The organism is Paenibacillus sp. MDV22-iso6 (genome assembly GCF_058408365.1).
The window spans coordinates 188,969-207,131 of the sequence record NZ_JBZVDZ010000006.1 but is presented as its reverse complement, the minus strand read 5'-3'; the positions used below and the strand labels follow the sequence as shown (position 1 = coordinate 207,131).

The window sequence follows — 18,163 nt, the reverse complement described above, 5'->3', positions numbered from 1 at the left end:
AAAAAGTAAACTTCATTATATCATAATATCTGGATATAAATATATAGAATTGGCTGATAAAATAAGAGACATGCTTCAAATAGAAGCCTTAATTATTAGCTTTATTCATGTAGACTGTTATAACAACAACGTTCTATTCCTCACGTTATACACCCGTACTTAAATGTTCGTGGATTAATTTCCATTCTCCGTTGATGCCTGCAACAAAAACATTGGTAGCCCGACCTTTTCCAGCAGCCGGCTCCCCTTGATACATTCCTTTCCAGTGATACGTATAAATACAGACCGCCTGTTCTTGCCCAGTCGTAATCCACGTGACATCTTCTGCACGATATACCTCATCCTTGACTGTCTCCCAAGCGTTTTCAAAATAAGCCCGAATTTCATTAAGGGTAGTACAAGACGTTCCCGTAAACCAATATACGGCATCCGGTGATAACCATTTGCTTACCTCATCAAACTCATGTGTATTGGTCGCTGCAATGTATCCTTCCAGTGCATGCTGGTATCCCATAAATGCTTCCTCCTCCTGAGCGTTTTGAATTATTTAACTTCACTCTATTCAAGAACCGAATCGCTATACACCATAAACGTCTCTTTCAGTGTACGTTCGGTTGATTTCTCCCAGATCACACTCCGCTCAAACGTACCTGCTTGAAAAAATCGCGGGAAACGTTCTGCAAACCAATCCTGCATGGGCAGCTCAAGCGCCTGTCCTAGAGACACCCACAACAGTTCGCCTTCCGGCGGCTCGCTCAGCAACTCCCCCTCATAAGAAGTAGCCACGTAGTTGAAGACCATATAACGCAATCCTTGCTCCGGATCACAAAATTCATCAAGACCTTTGTATGTAATCTCTTTCACCACAAGTCCTGTTTCCTCTTTAACTTCTCGCACGGCACCATCCACAATACTTTCTGGAAAATCAACTTTCCCTCCAGGAGCAATGTATCCCGGAAATCCTTTTTGGTTCGGACGATTCATTAATAGCACCTGATCATTCCGTTTGTCCCATACCATACACATCGTTAAAATCTCAGTTCTAGTGTCCATGTTTATCCTCCCAGTTGCCTTATACAAAACCTAATCCCTTGCAATTCATACATAGAATTAAGCTTATATACTTCATTGTACTCTAACACTTCTGGTACATAGATAGATTCTCCTGCTTCAATCTCTATTCAGAATCCCTCTTCACTTTCCTGATTATCTGCAAATTCAATTTCGATATAAACGCATACGAAAGACGGACACCGGAAATTTCGGAGGCCCGCCTCTTTATGATGTATGCAATGTTTTGTTTTTGAACCGAATATCGAATAGGCGATACTCAGCTCATGCCTGTAATTAATACCCGGCGCTCTTTCCACTCGGCACGGCGATAAGCCTGCAGCAGACCAAATTTGCGGATACTTGCTTTCGGTACCGATTTGTAAGGCATAACGACTGTAAAGTCCTCATCAAACGGCACAAAAGACAATCCGACTTTCTCATTGGAAAGCCACTCGGCCTGAATGGGCTGCCTTGAACAGGCGTCGAAGGTAGAGCCCAGTCCATCAGCAAAAAAATCATAACGTGCAGCAGGTGTTCCGGGTTCCTCCATACAGAGAAAAAGGCTGAGCTGATCACAAAATAGCATAATTTCTAAATCATGTTTCAGCCTAAGCTTCAACGCTTCACCACCACCAAGCTGCTGTTCCCAACGTAACTGATGCTCCCGTTCATCGTTCAGATATTCCCTAATATCTTCATCATCATTGGCGTTAGCACCCAGGTTGTTTTGAAACAAATCTGTATACATCATGCTGCACAACAACCCGGCGTACAGGTTTTTCTCCCGAACCTCTTCAATACCTTTACGGTAAAATACAAATCGTGGACGTAGCGGAAAATCACGAAACGAATACGGTATCTGACTATAATCATTCCAGAATGGAGCAGAATCCAGTTCAATCCATCCCCGATCATGCTCTTTTGCGGCAAAAATCAGATCTTCTCGATGCGCTTCATCAGTTAATAATTCCGTTTTCCAATGGGAAGCCATTTCTCCGGCTACTAGTCCATGCTCATGCTGTGCGGTCAAAACAAAATCATGCTCTCTCTCATATACGATCATTTGCTGTCACCCTCCCGCATGGTATACGTTGACTTTAACATAATTTGGTTTACAATTTCCTATAAGTTGCTTTTCATTCAACTTTCAGGGAATATACTAAGGGACCATCAATGTAAAGGTGTTGTCAGTTCCCTGAAATTTGGTACACTAATGATTGTGCCAACATAACATTACATACAGAAAGCGGGATCTCATGAATTTATACTCTCCTTACACCGAGTTTAACCGCAAGGAATGGGCTGACTTGAAGAAATATCAGACCACTCTTCCACTAACGACAGCGGAATTGGAACAGCTAAAGGGATTAAATGAAGAGGTATCCATTCAAGAAGTTGAGGATATTTATCTACCTCTTACCCACTTTATTGACTTATATGCAGGAGCTTCACGAGAGCTGAATCGCTTAACGGCATCTTTTTTAAAAAAAGAAGCACATCACGCTCCCTACATTATCGGTATTGGGGGCAGTGTTGCCGTGGGCAAAAGTACAACTGCCCGCCTGCTTCAGGCTATGCTGGCCAGAGGCAAAGGAAATCCAAAGGTGGATCTGGTCACTACGGATGGTTTCCTGTATCCCAATGCCGTGCTGCAAGAAAAAGGCATCATGAACCGAAAGGGATTCCCGGAAAGTTATGATATCAAGTCACTGATTCAGTTCATGGGTGATGTCAAATCGGGCAAACCCGAAGTGATGGCTCCCGTATACTCCCATCTTGCCTACGACGTCATTGCAGGTGAAGAGAATGCCATATGTCAGCCGGATATCCTCATTATTGAAGGAATTAACGTGCTCCAGGTCAAAAAGGAAACCCCACTGTTGGTCAGTGATTTTTTTGACTTTTCCATCTATATCGATGCAGAAGAGGAGCATATCCGCCACTGGTACATTGAGCGTTTCAAGTTGCTACGCAATACAGCGTTTCAGAATGAGAATTCCTTCTTCCACAGCCGTTTTGCCAATCTGGAAGAAAATGAGGCTGTTCTTACGGCAAGTCAGATATGGAAAGATATCAATGCCAAAAATCTGCACGAAAACATCCTGCCAACTAAAGGACGAGCCAGACTGATTCTGAAAAAGGAAGCGGACCATTCGATTCAGCGCATTCAATTGCGTAAGCTGTAAGTGTCATAATGAGCAGAAACATTCTGCTTAATACTCATTAAAAAGGAGACAAGACTACATGCAGACCTTGATTGTACTTGGAAGTATCATGATGTTTCTTGCTGTTGCCCTTGGAGCATTCGGTGCACATGCGCTCAAACGCAGATTGTCTGCTGACATGATCAAAATATACGAGACTGGCGTTCAGTATCACCTTGTTCACGGACTCGGAATCATCCTTCTCGGACTGTTCGCTGATCGACTGGAGCAGCCTTCTCTTGTGTTGCTGGCTGGATGGCTGCTATTCGCCGGCATACTCTTATTCTCGGGCAGTCTGTATGTCCTAAGCGTAACTGGCGTTCGAAAACTGGGGGCGATCACACCTCTGGGCGGAGTAGCTTTCTTAGCTGGTTGGGTAATGTTATTAGTCGCCGCTTTGTAAAACCAACATCGTAAACTGAAAAGAGTGTTCTAGCCGATCTCAAAAAATCGCTGGAGCACTCTCTTTATGTTTAACTTCGCCATATACGGCGAATGCTGTGTGTGACTTTATCTCCCTGCTGTTTTTCCAGGACATATACATCAGGATTAGATAGATTTTTCCACTCCTCGAATCCAAAGGATGCATCATGGCTGCGAATGAGCAGAGATAACAGATTACCGTGTGTAATCACAGCCCCGCTATGCTCAGGCCGGCTCCACAGCTCGTCCAGCACCTCAAGGCCCCTGGCTGTCGCGAAACGAGAAGATTCACCACCTTCTTCCGTCCAGTCTTCGTCCGTGTATGTACGTTCAAGCACATCCATCCAGTTATCCAGATGAAGGGTACTAAGCACCCTTTCTTGAAGACGTTCATCCGTATGTATATGTTGCAGGACGGTTTTGCCCAGTGGGGCAGCGGTTTGAAGTGCCCTTTTCCACGGACTCGACACAATGTATTGGATTGGGTGCTCCGCCAACATCTCAGCAAGTTCTTCTGCCTGACGAAGTCCTTCATCCGTAAGCTCGGCATCCGGTTCTTGCCCTGTAGCTTTGGCATGACGAATGAGATAAATAGACTGCATCGCCCTTCAACTCCTGTTGATTCAAATTACATTCAATGCTTCTCCAGATATTTGAGTGCAATTCGCATGTTCTCCCGGTCTTCCGAACGGCCAGATGAACTAAGAAAAGTAACATTATCCTCTGTCCACACGCCCTTTTGGTCTGCCAACCCAAGAAGCTGCTTCAAGCGGTTAACCGTTCCCGTACTGCCATCAATAATCTGAATATGATCTGGCAGAACCGTACGAAGAATCGATGTGTAAAACGGGTAATGCGTGCAGCCAAGCACAACTGTACCGTATGAGTTCATATCAAGGTCAGCCAGTTTGAGGCGGAAATACGCCGCAATCTTCTGTGGATCAAAGTCCAACTGCTCACACCACTCCACAAGTTCAGGTAATGGAATGGAATCGACACTGTGGTGATCATCCACTCGGGATACCAATTCATGATATTTCGTTTGACTCAAGGTTAGGGCTGTAGCAAATACAAGCACTCTTTTGCCGCTTCTTCGATTCATTTCCACTGCCGGTTTCACAGCAGGCTCCATCCCGATAACGGGGATATCATACTTCGCACGTAAATCCTTCACGGTCAGACTGGTCGCTGTATTGCAGGCAATCACAATCGCTTGCACATTTTCCTGAACAATAGCCTCCACACAATGGAAGATATGTCCTCTAACCTCATCGGCGGACTTGGTCCCATAAGGAACATGCAATGTATCGGCATAATACAGAAACGCTTCTTCAGGGAATTGATGCAAAGCCTTATGCAAGACGGTTAAACCACCGATTCCCGAGTCAAAAAATGCAATTTTCTTCTTCAAGGGTTTCACCTCTATAACGTATTCTTTCAGGTTCCTGGAACCTCTCATTCCTGCTCATGATGACTGGGGAGGTGAGTTATGTTATTCCGGATCATCACAGACGTTAACGTTTGACGATCTGCGGTGATCGTTTCGGTTACGGATCGTTCTTTCGATCGCTGTTGTCTCCAAATTTTCTTGATATATTTTATAAATGTCCAAATTTGGAGACAAAGGCGAACGCTACCGCTTCTTCAGAATCGATTCCGTTCCCTCCACTACCTTCGCTGTAAGTCATGCACTAATGAAGAGCCATTATTCTAACTTCATTTTATACTGTCTGAGCCAGTCTTTGCCACTTTGCCAGCGTTCCACGGGGTTACGCTCTCCGAGCAGTTCAGTACTAGCCTGAGCCATAAGCCATTCCTTAAGGCCATCATTCGAACTGGACTCCAGCTGCTGAATCAGGACGTTCAGTCCCTCTTCACCCGTATCCAGAATCTGAGCATACGCCTCTGTATTAGCAGCAATATAATCACCTGGATTACTGCTGGTCAGAATCTCAGTTTCGTTCACGATTTGCTGAAGATTGCTATCAATTTTCCAGCTCACGTCATGACTTTCCACCTGATTCGAGCATGCTACCAACATCCATGCTGCACACAGCATCATCATGCCGCTTGCAATACGTTTGCGAATCATGGAATCACTCCTGTCCCTGCTCAAACTTATGAACGGCACTCTCAATAAACCCGACAAAGCTATGATCATAATTATACTCATCCCGATAGATACGGATATGCGCTACAATGACTTATTGCAGGTTCTTTTGTACAAAATTCCTAATCATTGCTGCAACAACAACTTTTGATCCAGAGTTTCAACCCAGCGGATTGATGCCCTTCATTTAACACAAATGATTGCATCTTTTATGACGAGGTCGTGATGCTGAAATCCACACCAAACTGGATTAGTCCCAACTTCCGGGCAACAGTCTGCGAAGCTATATTATCCCATGATGTACTATAGATTGGAATGCGCCCGCTCTCTTTAACATGATACTTCCAGCACTTTACAGCTTCTGCTGCATAACCCTGTCCTCTGAAATTAGGCGCCGTATACAGACTAGCCTCAGCACCCTGTTGGGATACACGGGCTGAACAACATACAGCAACAGCCGAATTCTGCATAACATAAGCGGCAATGGGCATTTTCTCTTGCAGTTGTTCTATTAAATCAGGAAAATGCTCTTCCAGCAAAAAAGCACCATGACTCTCTATAAGCTGAACATTTGGATGCCATTCATCGAACTTCTCGGGAAATGTATAAGCCGGGCCCATCCATGCACTCTTCACTGGCTTAAACGTCTCCACTCTCCGAATCAGCTTCGCAATATCGAGCGGAAGCTTAGCATCACAGCCTAGCTCCTCAATCAGAGTGAACGGCAACTGCTCATGATAGTAGGAACATTGCCCGACAGAAGTTATTCCAATAAATAAGGCTGGAGCCTGCCCACCATCCGGCTCGTTAATACTTAACAGACGCTTCTGATTGTCCATCGTATACAATGTATTTGCCTGAATTTTCATCATATCCATGGGTGAAAGATTTAATATGGGATTCATAATTACGGAATGAACCTCCGCAATAATGGTTGGCCTACACTTCTTATTCCAGCGTCATGCTGCTTCAGAAAATCAGTTATTAATCCTGATATCGTATATTTGCACATTGGCTATACCCCCTCATTAATTTCCATTATACGGTATATCCCGTGCAGATACGAATCCAATGTGCACAATTGCGTATGAGAAATATATTAGATAATTTTAAGATCTAAACAAGGATTCAATATCGCTTATTGATCCTGCAGCACGGCTTTTTTCCATGCTTCACCTAATTCAGCAACCGACGCATAGCGACTCGCTCGCTCAGGGTCTATCGCACGAATAACCACCTGGTACAACGCTTCTCCCGCATCCCATCTGGCATATGAACGATCCAACTCTCCACCCAGCAGGGAGAAAGCCATCGCTCCCATGTTGAACACATTCGTGACTCCATCCATTGGTGCACCCAACTCAAATTCCTCAGGAGACATAAACCGGGATGATCCCCACATCCGTCCCATCGTATTCGTGAAAGAGCCCTTTCGATACAAATCAATATCACATATTTTCATCGATTGTTTGTCAAAATCATAGATCAGACTGCCATCGTAAAAATCAACAGCCACATACCCTCTCCGTTGCACTTCGATGTGAAAATCCAAAATCTGCTTCATCGCCTGAATACGCGTCTTTACCGGAAGCTGTCTGAATCGATAATAGGGGGAACGAGGGTCCTCATACTTGGCTGGTGGTGGAAAATCCCAATGGGAATGCAGACATTCTCCTTCCACCCAATCGAATACACAGACGTAGCCATGTTCCGTTGCAAAATGGTCTTTTAAATGAATCAATGTGTCATGTGCCAAATCTTCGTATATGGAAACGGATGATTTCAAATAATGAATCGCTTCGGCAGGTGTACTTAAACTGTTCGCATGTATCGTGCATGCTCCAGCATATTTCACGAATATCCGCTTTCCGTCCAGACCCAGAATACCAAAGGACAAATTGCCAGAATCCTGCTGATCAAACACACGGAATACAGTACCCAGGCGCGCGATCCACTCGAATGAATGAGGTTCTTTTAACTCAAAAGAAATGCCGTCAAGTTCAAGCTGAACCGTGTCCGTCATAAGTCACCACCTTCTTCAACATGCTCATCGCTCACATTCAAACGCTCAGCATAAAAGTACGTCATATGCGCTTCATCGTAACCCTTTCCCTGAACGACCAGTGCATTGCGCTCAATGCCATAGGTTTCAAATCCATGCTGCTCATACAATCGCCTTGCTGACCCGTTTGTGGTAACCACACTGAGATTGATTTGCTCTATGCCTTCCAATTCCCTGCCCCGATCCAACACTTCGCGGAGCAATCGGGAAGCAAGTCCACATCCACGATAAGACGGTGAGACATAAACTCCCCAGATGTATCCTTTGTGCCTCAGCTTTAGTCCCTGTTCTCTTTTGAACCCCATTGTCCCTGTGAGGATGCCTTCTTCTGTATATGCACCCAGAATGTAATTATCGGGTTCGGTATGTATACGTTCCTGCACTTCACTCATGGGAAGCTGAATGGACATTTCAAATGAAGCCCCGAAGGCTTCCGGATGATTTTTCAGTGCTTCCAGCCGCAAAGGCCAATATTTCTCTGCCTCATCTCTGCGTATATTGCGAAGGATGAACACGTTCTCCTTCTGACCTTCATTCATTCTTCAACCACTCCCTGCATGTCATAAGGATAATCGATTTGTAGCTTTACATTCGCTGCGGCTTCCTGGCCTGCAAGCAAACCTACAACATAGACCCCAAGATCAATGGACGTCGCTACCCCTCCGGCCGTAATCACATTTCCGTCTTTCACAATCCGAGTTTGAATCACCTCAGCAACATATGGCTCAAGCAGTTCATAGACATTGGGATGCGTTGTTGCTTTTTTACCCGTTAAAAACCCCGCCGCCCCCATCAGCAGAGAGCCTGTGCACACGGATACCTTCAGTGGAACATTCTCAGCTTGTCTCAGCCAGCCGACAAAAGCCTCATCGAATCGAAGCTTACGGGTTCCCATGCCACCAGGAACAAAAATGAGATCATATTCCGCCAAATTGGGCTTCACCCGGTCCACCTTCAACGTTAAACCCGATTCGTCCGTAACCTGATCTGTCATCGCACATGTTTCCCACGTCGTGCCTTTGGTTTGTTCAAAGAAATTCAACCGATTGATCACATCATAAAATCCTGCAAAATCAAGGAAAGTCAAACCATCAAACAAAACAAAAGCGATTTTCATATGAAAGCCCTCCAGTGTTTTTTATTTCGTGATTGAGTTTCGTAGCTGATTCTATTTCAATCCACGCGCAATAATCCACTCCAGCCATTTCCAGGGAAGCAGCAGCTTGCCGATGATAAGCAAACGCGAGCCTTTGCCCAGCGCATAACGAAGCCTTGGTGCACGCATCCGTGCAATGCGAGCAATCAGATCGGCTACTTCCTGCGGATCAGGTGCAGTCTCTCCAGCATGCTGGGAATAACGAAGAACCGCGTCCAGCTTATCCTTATAGGGAGAATCATCGCTCCTGTGAATTTCGCCCAAGCCTTTACTCCATATGGGTGTACGATAAGCACCCGGCTCTACCAGCACAACCCGGATGCCGAACGAAGACATCTCATGACGCAAACTTTCCGTGAAACCTTCAACGGCGAATTTGGATGCAGCATACGGCGCATAACCTGGAAAACCAGACAATCCGCTGACGCTGGACAAGTTGATGATCAATCCCTGCTTTTGCTCACGCATGATAGGCAGGACCGCACGTGTAACGGCAATCAAGCCAAACAGATTCGTTTCCATTTGCCGACGCCAATCATCCATGGATACTTCCTCAATAAATCCGCCAAGCGCAAATCCTGCATTGTTCACCAGCATATCGATACGCCCATTGTTTTGAAGTACCGTCTGAACAGCCTCCTGCACCGAAGCACCATCCGTTACATCCAGGCGAATAACCTGTAACCGATCCGAAATACCCGCCTGCTCCGCCAACCTTGCCAATTCCGCATTCCGACTCAAATCTCGCATCGTTGCCACAACACGATATCCTTGTTTAGCCAGCGTAACCGCCGTAAGCATACCGAACCCACTCGATGTACCCGTGATTAACGCCACAGGGGCGTTTGGGTTGAACTCTTTCGATTTCCGCACGGTTAAACCTGTTGCGCCCTTTATATGATCATCCTCTGTCTGTATCTTCTGTTCTGTCATCTGCTTCACCTCTTCCCTCGATGGATTTAGTCGATTTATCACGTTACCTTATCATCCAAACGCTTCACTACAAGTGTGCTGTCTCTCCACTCGGCGCAGCTTCGTTATTCCCGGTTCAAACGTATACGGGACAAATCTGATATCAGGTACGATGCATTCCAGCCGCTCTCCCAGTTTCGTCAGCTCCCGCTTCACACAAAATTCCACCTGCTGCATCCCTTCTCCTCCTCCTCCAAGCCTAAGCGATACTTCCAACATTCCGTTACCTCGCTGCACGACCCGATAATGCTCAATAGCTGGAGAGGCTGCAATCACCGAACGCGTAACAAAATCCGGAAACACAGGTACGGCTTCGCCCGTTTGTCGATGTGGAAAATAAAGCGTGTCATCACAGCGCCCTTCGATCCCCTCAATGGCAGTGAATGGAGACCCACAGGCACAAGGAACCGCTGCCTCGGTCAAAATGTCGTTCAGTCGATACCGGATAATCGGCTGTGAGGTTCTGGAGAAGTCCGTGATCACAGGCACAAATCTCCGGGTCGTGGGATCAATGAACTCTCTTTCAATATGAACGATATCTTCATTCAAATGCAAAGTACCGAAGCCACAGGTTGCGCCCAGAAATCCTTCAGTACACTGGTAAACCTGATGAATGGTTTGCCCAAAAACACTCTCCAGCACCTTGCGATCCAGGGGGTCTAGCACTTCAGCAACCGAAATGATTTTGTCCGGTACAGTGGTCAATGTGCCTGACGTATAAGCCTCAGCCAACATTCTCAGCATGGAGGGCGGCGCTACCCATACGGTGGGTCGGTATGTTTCCATACGTTCAACCAAGGTATCGACACGCTCCAGGAGATCAAAATATTGAAATTGCAGCTTACCCCGCTGCACCGATTCATACAGATTACTGTTGGCCCTTAGAAAAAAGGAGATCTTGGCAGGCTTCCACAGTCCGCCAGGCAGGAGCTTGGCCAACACAGTCCCTGTCCACGCATCCTGCTCACGATCACTCACCAGAAACAACCCCCGGTTGCCCGATGTGCCTGAGGACAAGCCTACCGTCACGCCCTGAACGGATGGCTTGAAATCACGCGTTTCCTCACTTTCCCCGGCGAGAGCCATCGCTTCGCCCTTGGAAATGCCCACCGTGTTGAGCCGATCGAAATGCTGCATCATGATCGTTTTGTCAATCAGCGGAAAGCTTCTCCAGTTGGATGCATCAACATCACCCCACCACTCCCGGTAAAAAGCGGACTTTTTACGAACCCTTTCCACTTGCCGAATGATCTGACGTTCCTGCCAGCGTTCAAGCTGCGCTCGTGTTTTCCATTTTCTCAATCCCCGTGCAAGTGCATAATGGTAGACAATACGCAGTGTACTGCTCATATGTGCTCACCCTCTGTACCCCAAGCATTCAGCGCTTCATGGCAATGACTGGGCACAATCCGAATCGCTGGAAACTGCTGATGCAACTGAACGAGTCTGTCAAAATTCCTTCGATACGCCTGACGATCCGACATAATGATTCCAGCGAGTGCATGAGGTCTGCGTTGTTCCTGAAAAGCACGACTCGACCACACTGTGTCCGCGCACAGAAAATAGTCATGTGACTCCGTACTAAGCAAAATTCCCATCATGCCTTCCGCATGACCCGATACGTCAACACCCAGCAGACTGCCATCACCGAAAATATCGTATACCTCGGGAAAAGGAAAATCCTCACCCGCTCTTACCCATCTCTCCGGCTGCTTCGTAACAAGCATTGATCGGGCATTAAAGTCCTCTGGCAGCAGGCCGGACAAAAAGCCTGCCTTTACAGCCGCAATGGGTCCAAGTGAACGCACCGCGTCATAGGCTCTTGGCAGATAGATCAATTGCGCCTGTGGAAAATCTCGCACACCTGCGATATGATCCCCATGAAAGTGCGAGAGAATGATGTACCGGATATCCGAAGCTTCCAGTCCTAAACGAGCCAGAAAATGTACCGCACTGTCTTCTTCACGATAGACCACAGGTGTAATATGACGATACAGCGCGTTTGGCAAGTGGGCGGTTTCCTTGAAAAAACGGGAGCTATATCCCGTGTCCAGCAGAATCGGACCATGTACAGGATGAATGATACACGCAAAGCCGGCCGGAAAGGCCACCGGACGCAAACTTCCACCACGCAGCGTCAGAAACTCCGGATGTGTGCAGTAACCCGCTACGCCCAGATGAAGTTTTACCGAGGTTGTTGTCAGCATGATTCAGCCCTCCACCAGTCTGCAAATTGTTGTAACCCCTCATCAATGGACAACCGAGGCACATACCCCAGCTTCTCACGGGCATCCGTAATATCCAGCGTCTGCGGGATAGATAACGAACCAACCGTATACCGCGTCAATTGAGGTTCACCTAACGCAGGAATCAAGCGGTGTACACGTTCCAGCACTGCGGCTGCTCCGTATGCTGCTCGGTAGGGAATATTTCGACGGCGTAAAGGCATTTCCAGCATGCCAAACAACGTGCTCACCAAATCCCGGAACGGTCTCGGATCTCCATTGGAAATATTGTAGGCACGACCCAGCACTTCTGTCTTGGCATCCCTACATAACAACAGCGCATCCACCACGTTATCCAAACAAGTCAGGTCAATGAGTGCCTGTCCGCCTCCGATCATAGGTACACCCGATTTGGCATTTGCTGCAACGATTCTGGGAAAAAGGGTCTGGTCATACGGGCCAAAAATAGCTCTCGGACGAATCATGATCGATGGAAGTCCCTTAGCATGAGCCTGCAAAACCACCTGCTCAGCGAGCCGCTTGGTGGCTGCATAATGATTAGCTGGCTTGGATGGCAAGGGGTCATTCTCATGTATGTCATATCGCGGACTGTAGTTAAAATATAGGCTCGGCGTTGATACATGAATGAAGCGCTTTATGCCAACTTTCATACAACGGTCCACCAAATGCTGTGTCCCCTCCACATTACTGCTGTAAAAATCCCGGTATTTGCCCCATGGCGACGATAACGCCGCACAGTGAAACACAACATCCTGACCCGAACAGACCTCATTCACCGCCGCCTGATCCCGTATATCTCCGTTATAAAATCGAATGCCTGCTGCCTCAAGCTGTGCACCGTGCTTTGGCTGGCGTCCCATACCCGTAACTTCCCAGCCTTGCTCTGCAAGCCGTATCGCCAGATGCCTGCCCAGACATCCGGTTGCTCCTGTAACCAATGCTCTATTCATCGTTGTTCACCGTTCCATTCTATGTCGTGAGTCAAAGCTTCAGTCAGCGAGAACTTATGTTTCCTTGCAAGCCGCCAGGCGGAGAGTACAATTGCAAATTGCTCAAACAAAGGTTTCATATCGTATCTCAGATACACCACATCCCTCGTTCCCCGCCAGGCTGTCATCCATGTCCGCAGGCCGCCCTTCCCCCAGAGTTGCTGCAATCCACTTCCCAACATCGGAAGCATCAACATCGCTTTGCTTCCTTGCTTGGGGATGATCACCTTTGCTGCTTTCACCAGCTCTTCAGGTGCAATTAAAGCACGTACCAAGCCATCACCAGGGTGAAACAAATGGATGCCACTGGTCGCCCTCGGATTACACTCAATGGCATACACTTGTCCGTCCTCTGTTTCGATAAAATCAAACCCAATCTGCCCGCTAAACCCTGTCGCCTGTACAAATTGCCTTACCCACTCGTAAATTCCTTCATGCTCCACATGTTCAAAAAAAACACTCGCCCCTACGCTGCCCGTTCGATAGCGACTGTCGTAGGTTGTATGTGCAACGATTTTCCCTTCATAAGCTACGCTGTATGTACATAACATTTGCCCGGCAACAAAAGCCTGTGCAACCCAAGGGGAAGCCGAGGATATTTCCGTGTCACCAGGAGGATCATTCTGTAAACGGTGCTGCTTCATTTTACCTTCGTATATCTTCTGATCAGGTGCGCCTCTATCAAAGTCTGCTGTGGAGGATATCGGCATACGAACTCTGGCAGCAAAGCGGGAGTATACGGGCTTCCATACCCATTCCCCTTCTATATCCAGATCAGCCTGCGCTTCCATCCATTCCTGCCGACTGTTGATCAGACGGGTATCCGGCACCGAAAGGCCAAACGACTCTGCAAGCTGAATAAAGCGATATTTATGATGCAATTCATGCAGCTGCTCTATAGGCGAAACAAGTACACGGCAGTGATTACGCAGTCGATCTGTCCCTTGGGCAATATAAAAAACTTCTTCACACATCGGAATCAACAATTCGATCTGCCAGGTTTGAACCAGACTCTCCATCTCTAACAAGTAATCCTCTGTTTCATGACGTGGAGATGGAACCATGAAACACTGCTCCACCGCACTGGTCAATCTGCACAAATGACGCACCACGCTCTCCGCAACGTAAACCCGGTGACCCGCACGATGAAGCATACGCGCCAGATCGAGCGTTACCGGAGCCCGCCCGCCTGTGAGCAGCACATTTAAGGATTCTGATGTTTGATGTCCATTCTTCGTGAATCTAGTAGTCAAAAATAAGTCCTCCCAGTGATAATCCGGCGGCTGTTCCGATCATTAGCACCCGATCTCCCCTCTGAATGCGCTGCTGCTTGATCGCTTCATGCAGCCCCATCGGAATGGAAGCGGCAATGGTATTGCCGTGATTTCGTGTAATGTCCATAAAACGGTCCTCTTCGATTCTTAGCTTCTTGCGGATCAGCCTCATCGCCATGGCACTTCCCTGATGCGGAATTACCAATTGGAAATCCTTCATCTGATTACCGGTTGCTTGCAACATATCGTCAATAAATGCTGGCAGCAACCTGGAAGCCATACGGAAGATGGCCTGTCCATCCATATGAAAAAGATAGGGGTCCGGCTGCTCTGCCACATAATTCGAGGCATGCAGACGAGTACCCCCACCGGCAATTTCCGAAAACCGCGCGCCGCGGCTGTACGTTTTCAGCGAGGCATGCACAATCTGCGAAGACTCTCCTTCAGCAGAGCGTTCAATAATGACAGCAGCAGCTCCATCACCGAACAGGGCAGCACTCTCCTTGTTCGACCAATTTAACCCCTTTGAAGCGATCTCCGTAGCTACAAGCAGCACCCTTTTATAACGCCCGGCATCCACCATATAGGAGATAACATCCAACCCGTTTAGGAAACTTAAACAGGTCGCATCCATGTCAAAAGCCGGTACACCTGAATCCTGCTGTCCCATCGCCTGCTGAATGAATACCGCCGTACTGGGTAAAGGTTGTTCCTTCGTACCGCTCGTACACACTAGACAGTCTATATCTGCGAACGTCAATCCCGCATCAACAAGTGCGGCTTCGGCAGCCCTCGCTCCCATGAAGGAAGAGGTCTCTGCACCAGAAGCGTAATGACGCACACCTACACCTGTTGCTTTGCTGACCCAGCCCGCAGGCACCTGCAAACGGCGATCCAACTCCTCGTCGGTTACTTCCTGTTGAGGCAAATACTTGCCTGTTCCCACAATTCTCACTCTTCTAAGCTGCATATGACCTACCTCTTTCTCTTCTTCTGACTGAATATAAGTTCAACTAATAAATATGTACACTAACACTCCAATGACAGAACAACCTTGTTATCGCAGTTATCGTGTAAATGTTTAGTCGAACATATCTAAATGAAAATTACACTTCACCCCGCCTGGCTAAACGCCATGACGAAGTGCAGAAAATACAGCAGAAGGGCAGATATCTCTGCCCCTCCCGTTGTGTTATTTTTTTATTCAGTCATGTTGATTCATTTCCTTACTTCAAAATCTCGGCCAGTGCAAGATCGAGCGTATCATATTTGAATGTAAATCCTTCTCTTTCCAGCCTTTCGGGAATCACCCAGCGACTTTTGAGAACCAGTTCTGTTTCGGTCCGGATGAATCGTGCCCCCAGTTCCAGCATCCAGCGAGGTGAAGGAAGTCCAATTCGAACTCCCATCTGCCGCCGCAGACTCTCCATAAGCTGGCGGTTCGTGACAGGATGCGGAGAGGATGCATTAAATACACCCTCCAATTGCGGATGCTGCTGAACATAGATCACCATGCGGAACAAATCTTCTATATGAATCCAGCTAAACTGCTGGGTTCCAGGTCCTTGTGATCCACCCAGCCCAAAGCGGACCAGATTGGTCAGTGGCTCCATGACGCCGCCTTCTCCCAGCACAATGGCGATCCGTAACGCAATCTGACGTGTAGACGGCAGACTGAATTCAAAAAAAGCCTTTTCCCACGCCTTGGCGACATCCACCGAGAACCCGGAACCAATCTCGCCCTCTTTCTCCGTCATGGGACGATCTTCTGCATGTCTGTATATGGTGGCGGTGCTCGAATTAATCCATAATTCAGGAGGGTTGCTACAAGCCAGAACAGACTCGCCCAAAATGCGGGTTGTGCGTGTTCTGGATTCCAAAATGATTTTGCGGTTCTCGTCCGTGTAACGGCAGTTTACGGATTTTCCGGCCAGGTTAATCAGCAATTCTGCACCTTCAAGTGCCTGTATGATTCCAGCCTGGTTCTCCCAGGCAATATGACCGGGCTGACGTGAGATGATGAGCACCTCATAACCAAGCTCCTTGAATCTTTGGGCAAAATCCTGACCAACAAACCCTGTTCCACCCGCCAACACAACCTTTTTCACGGTATCCCCTCATTTCCCCATACTGGGTAAAGCAACTACGCTATATATGGACTAACACTGTCTGCGACGGTTTTGTTTGATTTTAATTTATGCCCAAGGCTGCGTATAAACGATTGCGTTCTTCAATCGCCCATGCGTTCGCTGAGTTTTGCTCCAACTGATACATAAGCTCATCATGGAAATCATGAATCATGAACCCTTCAGGCAAATTCCCCAGCATGGCTGTAAAATTGTATTCAGGCAGTTTTCTTTGTCCTTTACCGATCTGCTTCAACCATTCCATCCATTCGACAAGCGTCAGCACTTCTACCTGCCATAGTTCGGCCTGTAATCCAAGTGCATCCTGAAACTGCTCATAAGCAGATAGCTCGGAGAAGGGACGACAAGCTTGCACAGCCAATTCATACAACTCGATTACTGCGCGCCGCACCTCATGCTCAAGCTCGATTTCCAACCCTTCCATGAAGTCCTGAACTTGAATTGACAGCCCGTCATCATATAGTAATGGTGCGTGTGCCAACAAACGCACAATCTCTTCCATGTCATGCGCTGAAACTTTCTTTTGCTCATAGAGAGCAGGTAACATATATGCTGTAATGATCCTTCACTCCTACATCGTTCTTCTATTAATGACGTATATTATATCATGATTTGGCGTTGAAATATTTGAACACTTGAATCGTTTCTTCCAGATCTTCAGGACCTGAATAGATATTCATAACTTTACCGATTTCGATTCCAAAATCCACATAAGCACTCGCCTTGGCTGTAATGATATGTCCATCAACAACAACACCTTCATTTACATATTTCCCTTGGGCTGTGATAGCTCTCATCTCGGATTCAGCATTAGTCGTAAATGATCTGCTCTCCAATATTTGCGCTTGACCGAACAATAATATTCCTGCACAGATGGCTGCAATGGGCGTCTTGCGCGCATTAAGTGCTTTGATGAAGTACATCAAGTCCGGACGTTGCAGCATTGCCGTAACATCTCCTCCGGGAATTATCAAAAGTTCCACTTCTGACGGATCAATCTCATTTAGTAGAACAGAGGGATTAACCGAAAATCCCTCATATGACTGTAAAGGTCCTTTTTCCAACGCTACCGTTATGATGTCTCCTTGGGTTTTCATAAAATAGCTGGCTAACATAATCTCAAATGATACGTATCCTTCAAATAATAATATGTATGTTTTCAAATCAGCTGCCCCCTTCTTTTTGTCCTTCTACCCTCGATACATATTAGTCTGCAAACATTTTTAAAGCATACTGATGATTATTTCTGATCAGATGATCATGGGCCATTCTCAAAAATTAGTTGTGAGCATCATTTGAATCCCGCAGCTGGATAAAATGCTTTTAATCCTGCTCTTCTATTTCACATAAAATGATCTTGATAACTAATGCATCCTCTCATGTTTATCCCCTATTTATGTTTCAATTTTCCAACTACCTCATTGTACAAGATTCTTTCGATTGATGGCGTGTTCCAACAAAAAAACAGCCCCGTGTAGGCCGATTTGGAATACGGAAGCTGTCGCAGTCAAACAAAACTTTTTATAT

At 46.9% G+C, this 18,163-nt stretch carries 21 protein-coding genes; 2 read left to right on the top strand and 19 right to left on the bottom strand.

From position 1 onward, the window contains the following. Positions 1 to 145 precede the first annotated feature (145 nt). The 3 genes from AC4PM4_RS18345 to AC4PM4_RS18335 all read right to left on the bottom strand — a co-directional run bounded on the left by AC4PM4_RS18345 (position 146) and on the right by AC4PM4_RS18335 (position 2,116). Positions 146 to 514 (bottom strand): YybH family protein, encoded by a 369-nt coding sequence (locus tag AC4PM4_RS18345; protein WP_491614239.1) that lies wholly within the window; start codon positions 512 to 514, stop codon positions 146 to 148. A 44-nt stretch (positions 515 to 558) separates the two neighbouring features. After that, a complete protein-coding gene (locus AC4PM4_RS18340) occupies positions 559 to 1,053 on the bottom strand; it encodes an 8-oxo-dGTP diphosphatase (RefSeq protein WP_491614238.1) in 495 nt (164 codons plus the stop codon). A gap of 277 nt (positions 1,054 to 1,330) precedes the next feature. Then, positions 1,331 to 2,116: a DUF3891 family protein gene (locus tag AC4PM4_RS18335; protein ID WP_063564169.1), complete on the bottom strand. Its 786-nt coding sequence runs from the start codon at positions 2,114 to 2,116 to the stop codon at positions 1,331 to 1,333. Between the two features lie 193 nt (positions 2,117 to 2,309). Between AC4PM4_RS18335 and coaA the strand changes: the two genes are divergently transcribed. Next, on the top strand, positions 2,310 to 3,239 hold the full coding sequence (gene coaA / locus AC4PM4_RS18330; RefSeq protein ID WP_072734063.1) for a type I pantothenate kinase: 930 nt from the start codon (positions 2,310 to 2,312) through the stop codon (positions 3,237 to 3,239). A gap of 58 nt (positions 3,240 to 3,297) precedes the next feature. Further along, positions 3,298 to 3,660: a DUF423 domain-containing protein gene (locus tag AC4PM4_RS18325; protein WP_090808597.1), complete on the top strand. Its 363-nt coding sequence runs from the start codon at positions 3,298 to 3,300 to the stop codon at positions 3,658 to 3,660. 70 nt (positions 3,661 to 3,730) lie between these two features. Here the strand turns inward: AC4PM4_RS18325 and AC4PM4_RS18320 are convergent, their stop codons facing one another. The 16 genes from AC4PM4_RS18320 to AC4PM4_RS18245 all read right to left on the bottom strand — a co-directional run bounded on the left by AC4PM4_RS18320 (position 3,731) and on the right by AC4PM4_RS18245 (position 17,799). Next, on the bottom strand, positions 3,731 to 4,282 hold the full coding sequence (locus AC4PM4_RS18320; RefSeq protein WP_491614237.1) for a histidine phosphatase family protein: 552 nt from the start codon (positions 4,280 to 4,282) through the stop codon (positions 3,731 to 3,733). 32 nt (positions 4,283 to 4,314) lie between these two features. Beyond that, positions 4,315 to 5,139 (bottom strand): glutamate racemase, encoded by an 825-nt coding sequence (gene murI / locus AC4PM4_RS18315; RefSeq protein WP_491614236.1) that lies wholly within the window; start codon positions 5,137 to 5,139, stop codon positions 4,315 to 4,317. A 246-nt stretch (positions 5,140 to 5,385) separates the two neighbouring features. Then, a complete protein-coding gene (locus AC4PM4_RS18310) occupies positions 5,386 to 5,772 on the bottom strand; it encodes a hypothetical protein (protein ID WP_491614235.1) in 387 nt (128 codons plus the stop codon). 227 nt (positions 5,773 to 5,999) lie between these two features. After that, positions 6,000 to 6,662 (bottom strand): GNAT family N-acetyltransferase, encoded by a 663-nt coding sequence (locus AC4PM4_RS18305; protein ID WP_491614233.1) that lies wholly within the window; start codon positions 6,660 to 6,662, stop codon positions 6,000 to 6,002. Positions 6,663 to 6,928: 266 nt separating this feature from the next. Next, positions 6,929 to 7,813: a serine/threonine-protein kinase gene (locus AC4PM4_RS18300; protein ID WP_072734069.1), complete on the bottom strand. Its 885-nt coding sequence runs from the start codon at positions 7,811 to 7,813 to the stop codon at positions 6,929 to 6,931. After that, a complete protein-coding gene (locus AC4PM4_RS18295; RefSeq protein WP_083584717.1) occupies positions 7,810 to 8,391 on the bottom strand; it encodes a GNAT family N-acetyltransferase in 582 nt (193 codons plus the stop codon). Before AC4PM4_RS18295 ends, AC4PM4_RS18300 begins: the two co-directional genes overlap by 4 nt. After that, positions 8,388 to 8,969, bottom strand: a complete 582-nt coding sequence (locus tag AC4PM4_RS18290) for a DJ-1/PfpI family protein (RefSeq protein WP_072734070.1) — start codon at positions 8,967 to 8,969, stop codon at positions 8,388 to 8,390. Before AC4PM4_RS18290 ends, AC4PM4_RS18295 begins: the two co-directional genes overlap by 4 nt. Before the next feature lie 51 nt (positions 8,970 to 9,020). Further along, positions 9,021 to 9,941 (bottom strand): SDR family oxidoreductase, encoded by a 921-nt coding sequence (locus AC4PM4_RS18285; RefSeq protein WP_491614232.1) that lies wholly within the window; start codon positions 9,939 to 9,941, stop codon positions 9,021 to 9,023. A gap of 51 nt (positions 9,942 to 9,992) precedes the next feature. Then, positions 9,993 to 11,330 carry a F390 synthetase-related protein gene (locus tag AC4PM4_RS18280; protein ID WP_491614231.1) on the bottom strand — a complete coding sequence of 446 codons (1,338 nt, stop codon included), beginning with the start codon at positions 11,328 to 11,330 and terminating at the stop codon, positions 9,993 to 9,995. Beyond that, positions 11,327 to 12,187 (bottom strand): MBL fold metallo-hydrolase, encoded by an 861-nt coding sequence (locus AC4PM4_RS18275; protein WP_491614230.1) that lies wholly within the window; start codon positions 12,185 to 12,187, stop codon positions 11,327 to 11,329. Before AC4PM4_RS18275 ends, AC4PM4_RS18280 begins: the two co-directional genes overlap by 4 nt. After that, positions 12,181 to 13,176, bottom strand: a complete 996-nt coding sequence (locus AC4PM4_RS18270; protein WP_491614229.1) for an NAD-dependent epimerase/dehydratase family protein — start codon at positions 13,174 to 13,176, stop codon at positions 12,181 to 12,183. Before AC4PM4_RS18270 ends, AC4PM4_RS18275 begins: the two co-directional genes overlap by 7 nt. Then, positions 13,173 to 14,468 (bottom strand): ATP-grasp domain-containing protein, encoded by a 1,296-nt coding sequence (locus AC4PM4_RS18265; RefSeq protein WP_491614228.1) that lies wholly within the window; start codon positions 14,466 to 14,468, stop codon positions 13,173 to 13,175. The genes AC4PM4_RS18270 and AC4PM4_RS18265 overlap by 4 nt, the downstream gene beginning before the upstream one ends. After that, entirely contained in the window at positions 14,458 to 15,459 is a 1,002-nt protein-coding gene (locus AC4PM4_RS18260; protein ID WP_491614227.1) for a beta-ketoacyl-ACP synthase III, read from the bottom strand. The genes AC4PM4_RS18265 and AC4PM4_RS18260 overlap by 11 nt, the downstream gene beginning before the upstream one ends. A gap of 256 nt (positions 15,460 to 15,715) precedes the next feature. Then, on the bottom strand, positions 15,716 to 16,597 hold the full coding sequence (locus AC4PM4_RS18255) for a TIGR01777 family oxidoreductase (RefSeq protein WP_269055024.1): 882 nt from the start codon (positions 16,595 to 16,597) through the stop codon (positions 15,716 to 15,718). 82 nt (positions 16,598 to 16,679) lie between these two features. Beyond that, positions 16,680 to 17,183 (bottom strand): hypothetical protein, encoded by a 504-nt coding sequence (locus tag AC4PM4_RS18250; protein ID WP_072734077.1) that lies wholly within the window; start codon positions 17,181 to 17,183, stop codon positions 16,680 to 16,682. Positions 17,184 to 17,241: 58 nt separating this feature from the next. Beyond that, entirely contained in the window at positions 17,242 to 17,799 is a 558-nt protein-coding gene (locus AC4PM4_RS18245; protein ID WP_072734078.1) for a DJ-1/PfpI family protein, read from the bottom strand. Positions 17,800 to 18,163: the final 364 nt, after the last annotated feature.

Excerpts from the sequence above, each read along its gene's own strand:
- AC4PM4_RS18345 (WP_491614239.1), bottom strand. The coding sequence starts at position 514 with ATGGGATACCAGCATGCACTGGAAGGATACATTGCAGCGACCAATACA.
- AC4PM4_RS18340 (WP_491614238.1), bottom strand. The coding sequence starts at position 1,053 with ATGGACACTAGAACTGAGATTTTAACGATGTGTATGGTATGGGACAAA.
- AC4PM4_RS18335 (WP_063564169.1), bottom strand. The coding sequence starts at position 2,116 with ATGATCGTATATGAGAGAGAGCATGATTTTGTTTTGACCGCACAGCAT.
- coaA (WP_072734063.1), top strand. The coding sequence starts at position 2,310 with ATGAATTTATACTCTCCTTACACCGAGTTTAACCGCAAGGAATGGGCT.
- AC4PM4_RS18325 (WP_090808597.1), top strand. The coding sequence starts at position 3,298 with ATGCAGACCTTGATTGTACTTGGAAGTATCATGATGTTTCTTGCTGTT.
- AC4PM4_RS18320 (WP_491614237.1), bottom strand. The coding sequence starts at position 4,282 with ATGCAGTCTATTTATCTCATTCGTCATGCCAAAGCTACAGGGCAAGAA.
- murI (WP_491614236.1), bottom strand. The coding sequence starts at position 5,139 with ATGAGAGGTTCCAGGAACCTGAAAGAATACGTTATAGAGGTGAAACCC.
- AC4PM4_RS18310 (WP_491614235.1), bottom strand. The coding sequence starts at position 5,772 with ATGATTCGCAAACGTATTGCAAGCGGCATGATGATGCTGTGTGCAGCA.
- AC4PM4_RS18305 (WP_491614233.1), bottom strand. The coding sequence starts at position 6,662 with ATGATGAAAATTCAGGCAAATACATTGTATACGATGGACAATCAGAAG.
- AC4PM4_RS18300 (WP_072734069.1), bottom strand. The coding sequence starts at position 7,813 with ATGACGGACACGGTTCAGCTTGAACTTGACGGCATTTCTTTTGAGTTA.
- AC4PM4_RS18295 (WP_083584717.1), bottom strand. The coding sequence starts at position 8,391 with ATGAATGAAGGTCAGAAGGAGAACGTGTTCATCCTTCGCAATATACGC.
- AC4PM4_RS18290 (WP_072734070.1), bottom strand. The coding sequence starts at position 8,969 with ATGAAAATCGCTTTTGTTTTGTTTGATGGTTTGACTTTCCTTGATTTT.
- AC4PM4_RS18285 (WP_491614232.1), bottom strand. The coding sequence starts at position 9,941 with ATGACAGAACAGAAGATACAGACAGAGGATGATCATATAAAGGGCGCA.
- AC4PM4_RS18280 (WP_491614231.1), bottom strand. The coding sequence starts at position 11,330 with ATGAGCAGTACACTGCGTATTGTCTACCATTATGCACTTGCACGGGGA.
- AC4PM4_RS18275 (WP_491614230.1), bottom strand. The coding sequence starts at position 12,187 with ATGCTGACAACAACCTCGGTAAAACTTCATCTGGGCGTAGCGGGTTAC.
- AC4PM4_RS18270 (WP_491614229.1), bottom strand. The coding sequence starts at position 13,176 with ATGAATAGAGCATTGGTTACAGGAGCAACCGGATGTCTGGGCAGGCAT.
- AC4PM4_RS18260 (WP_491614227.1), bottom strand. The coding sequence starts at position 15,459 with ATGCAGCTTAGAAGAGTGAGAATTGTGGGAACAGGCAAGTATTTGCCT.
- AC4PM4_RS18250 (WP_072734077.1), bottom strand. The coding sequence starts at position 17,183 with ATGTTACCTGCTCTCTATGAGCAAAAGAAAGTTTCAGCGCATGACATG.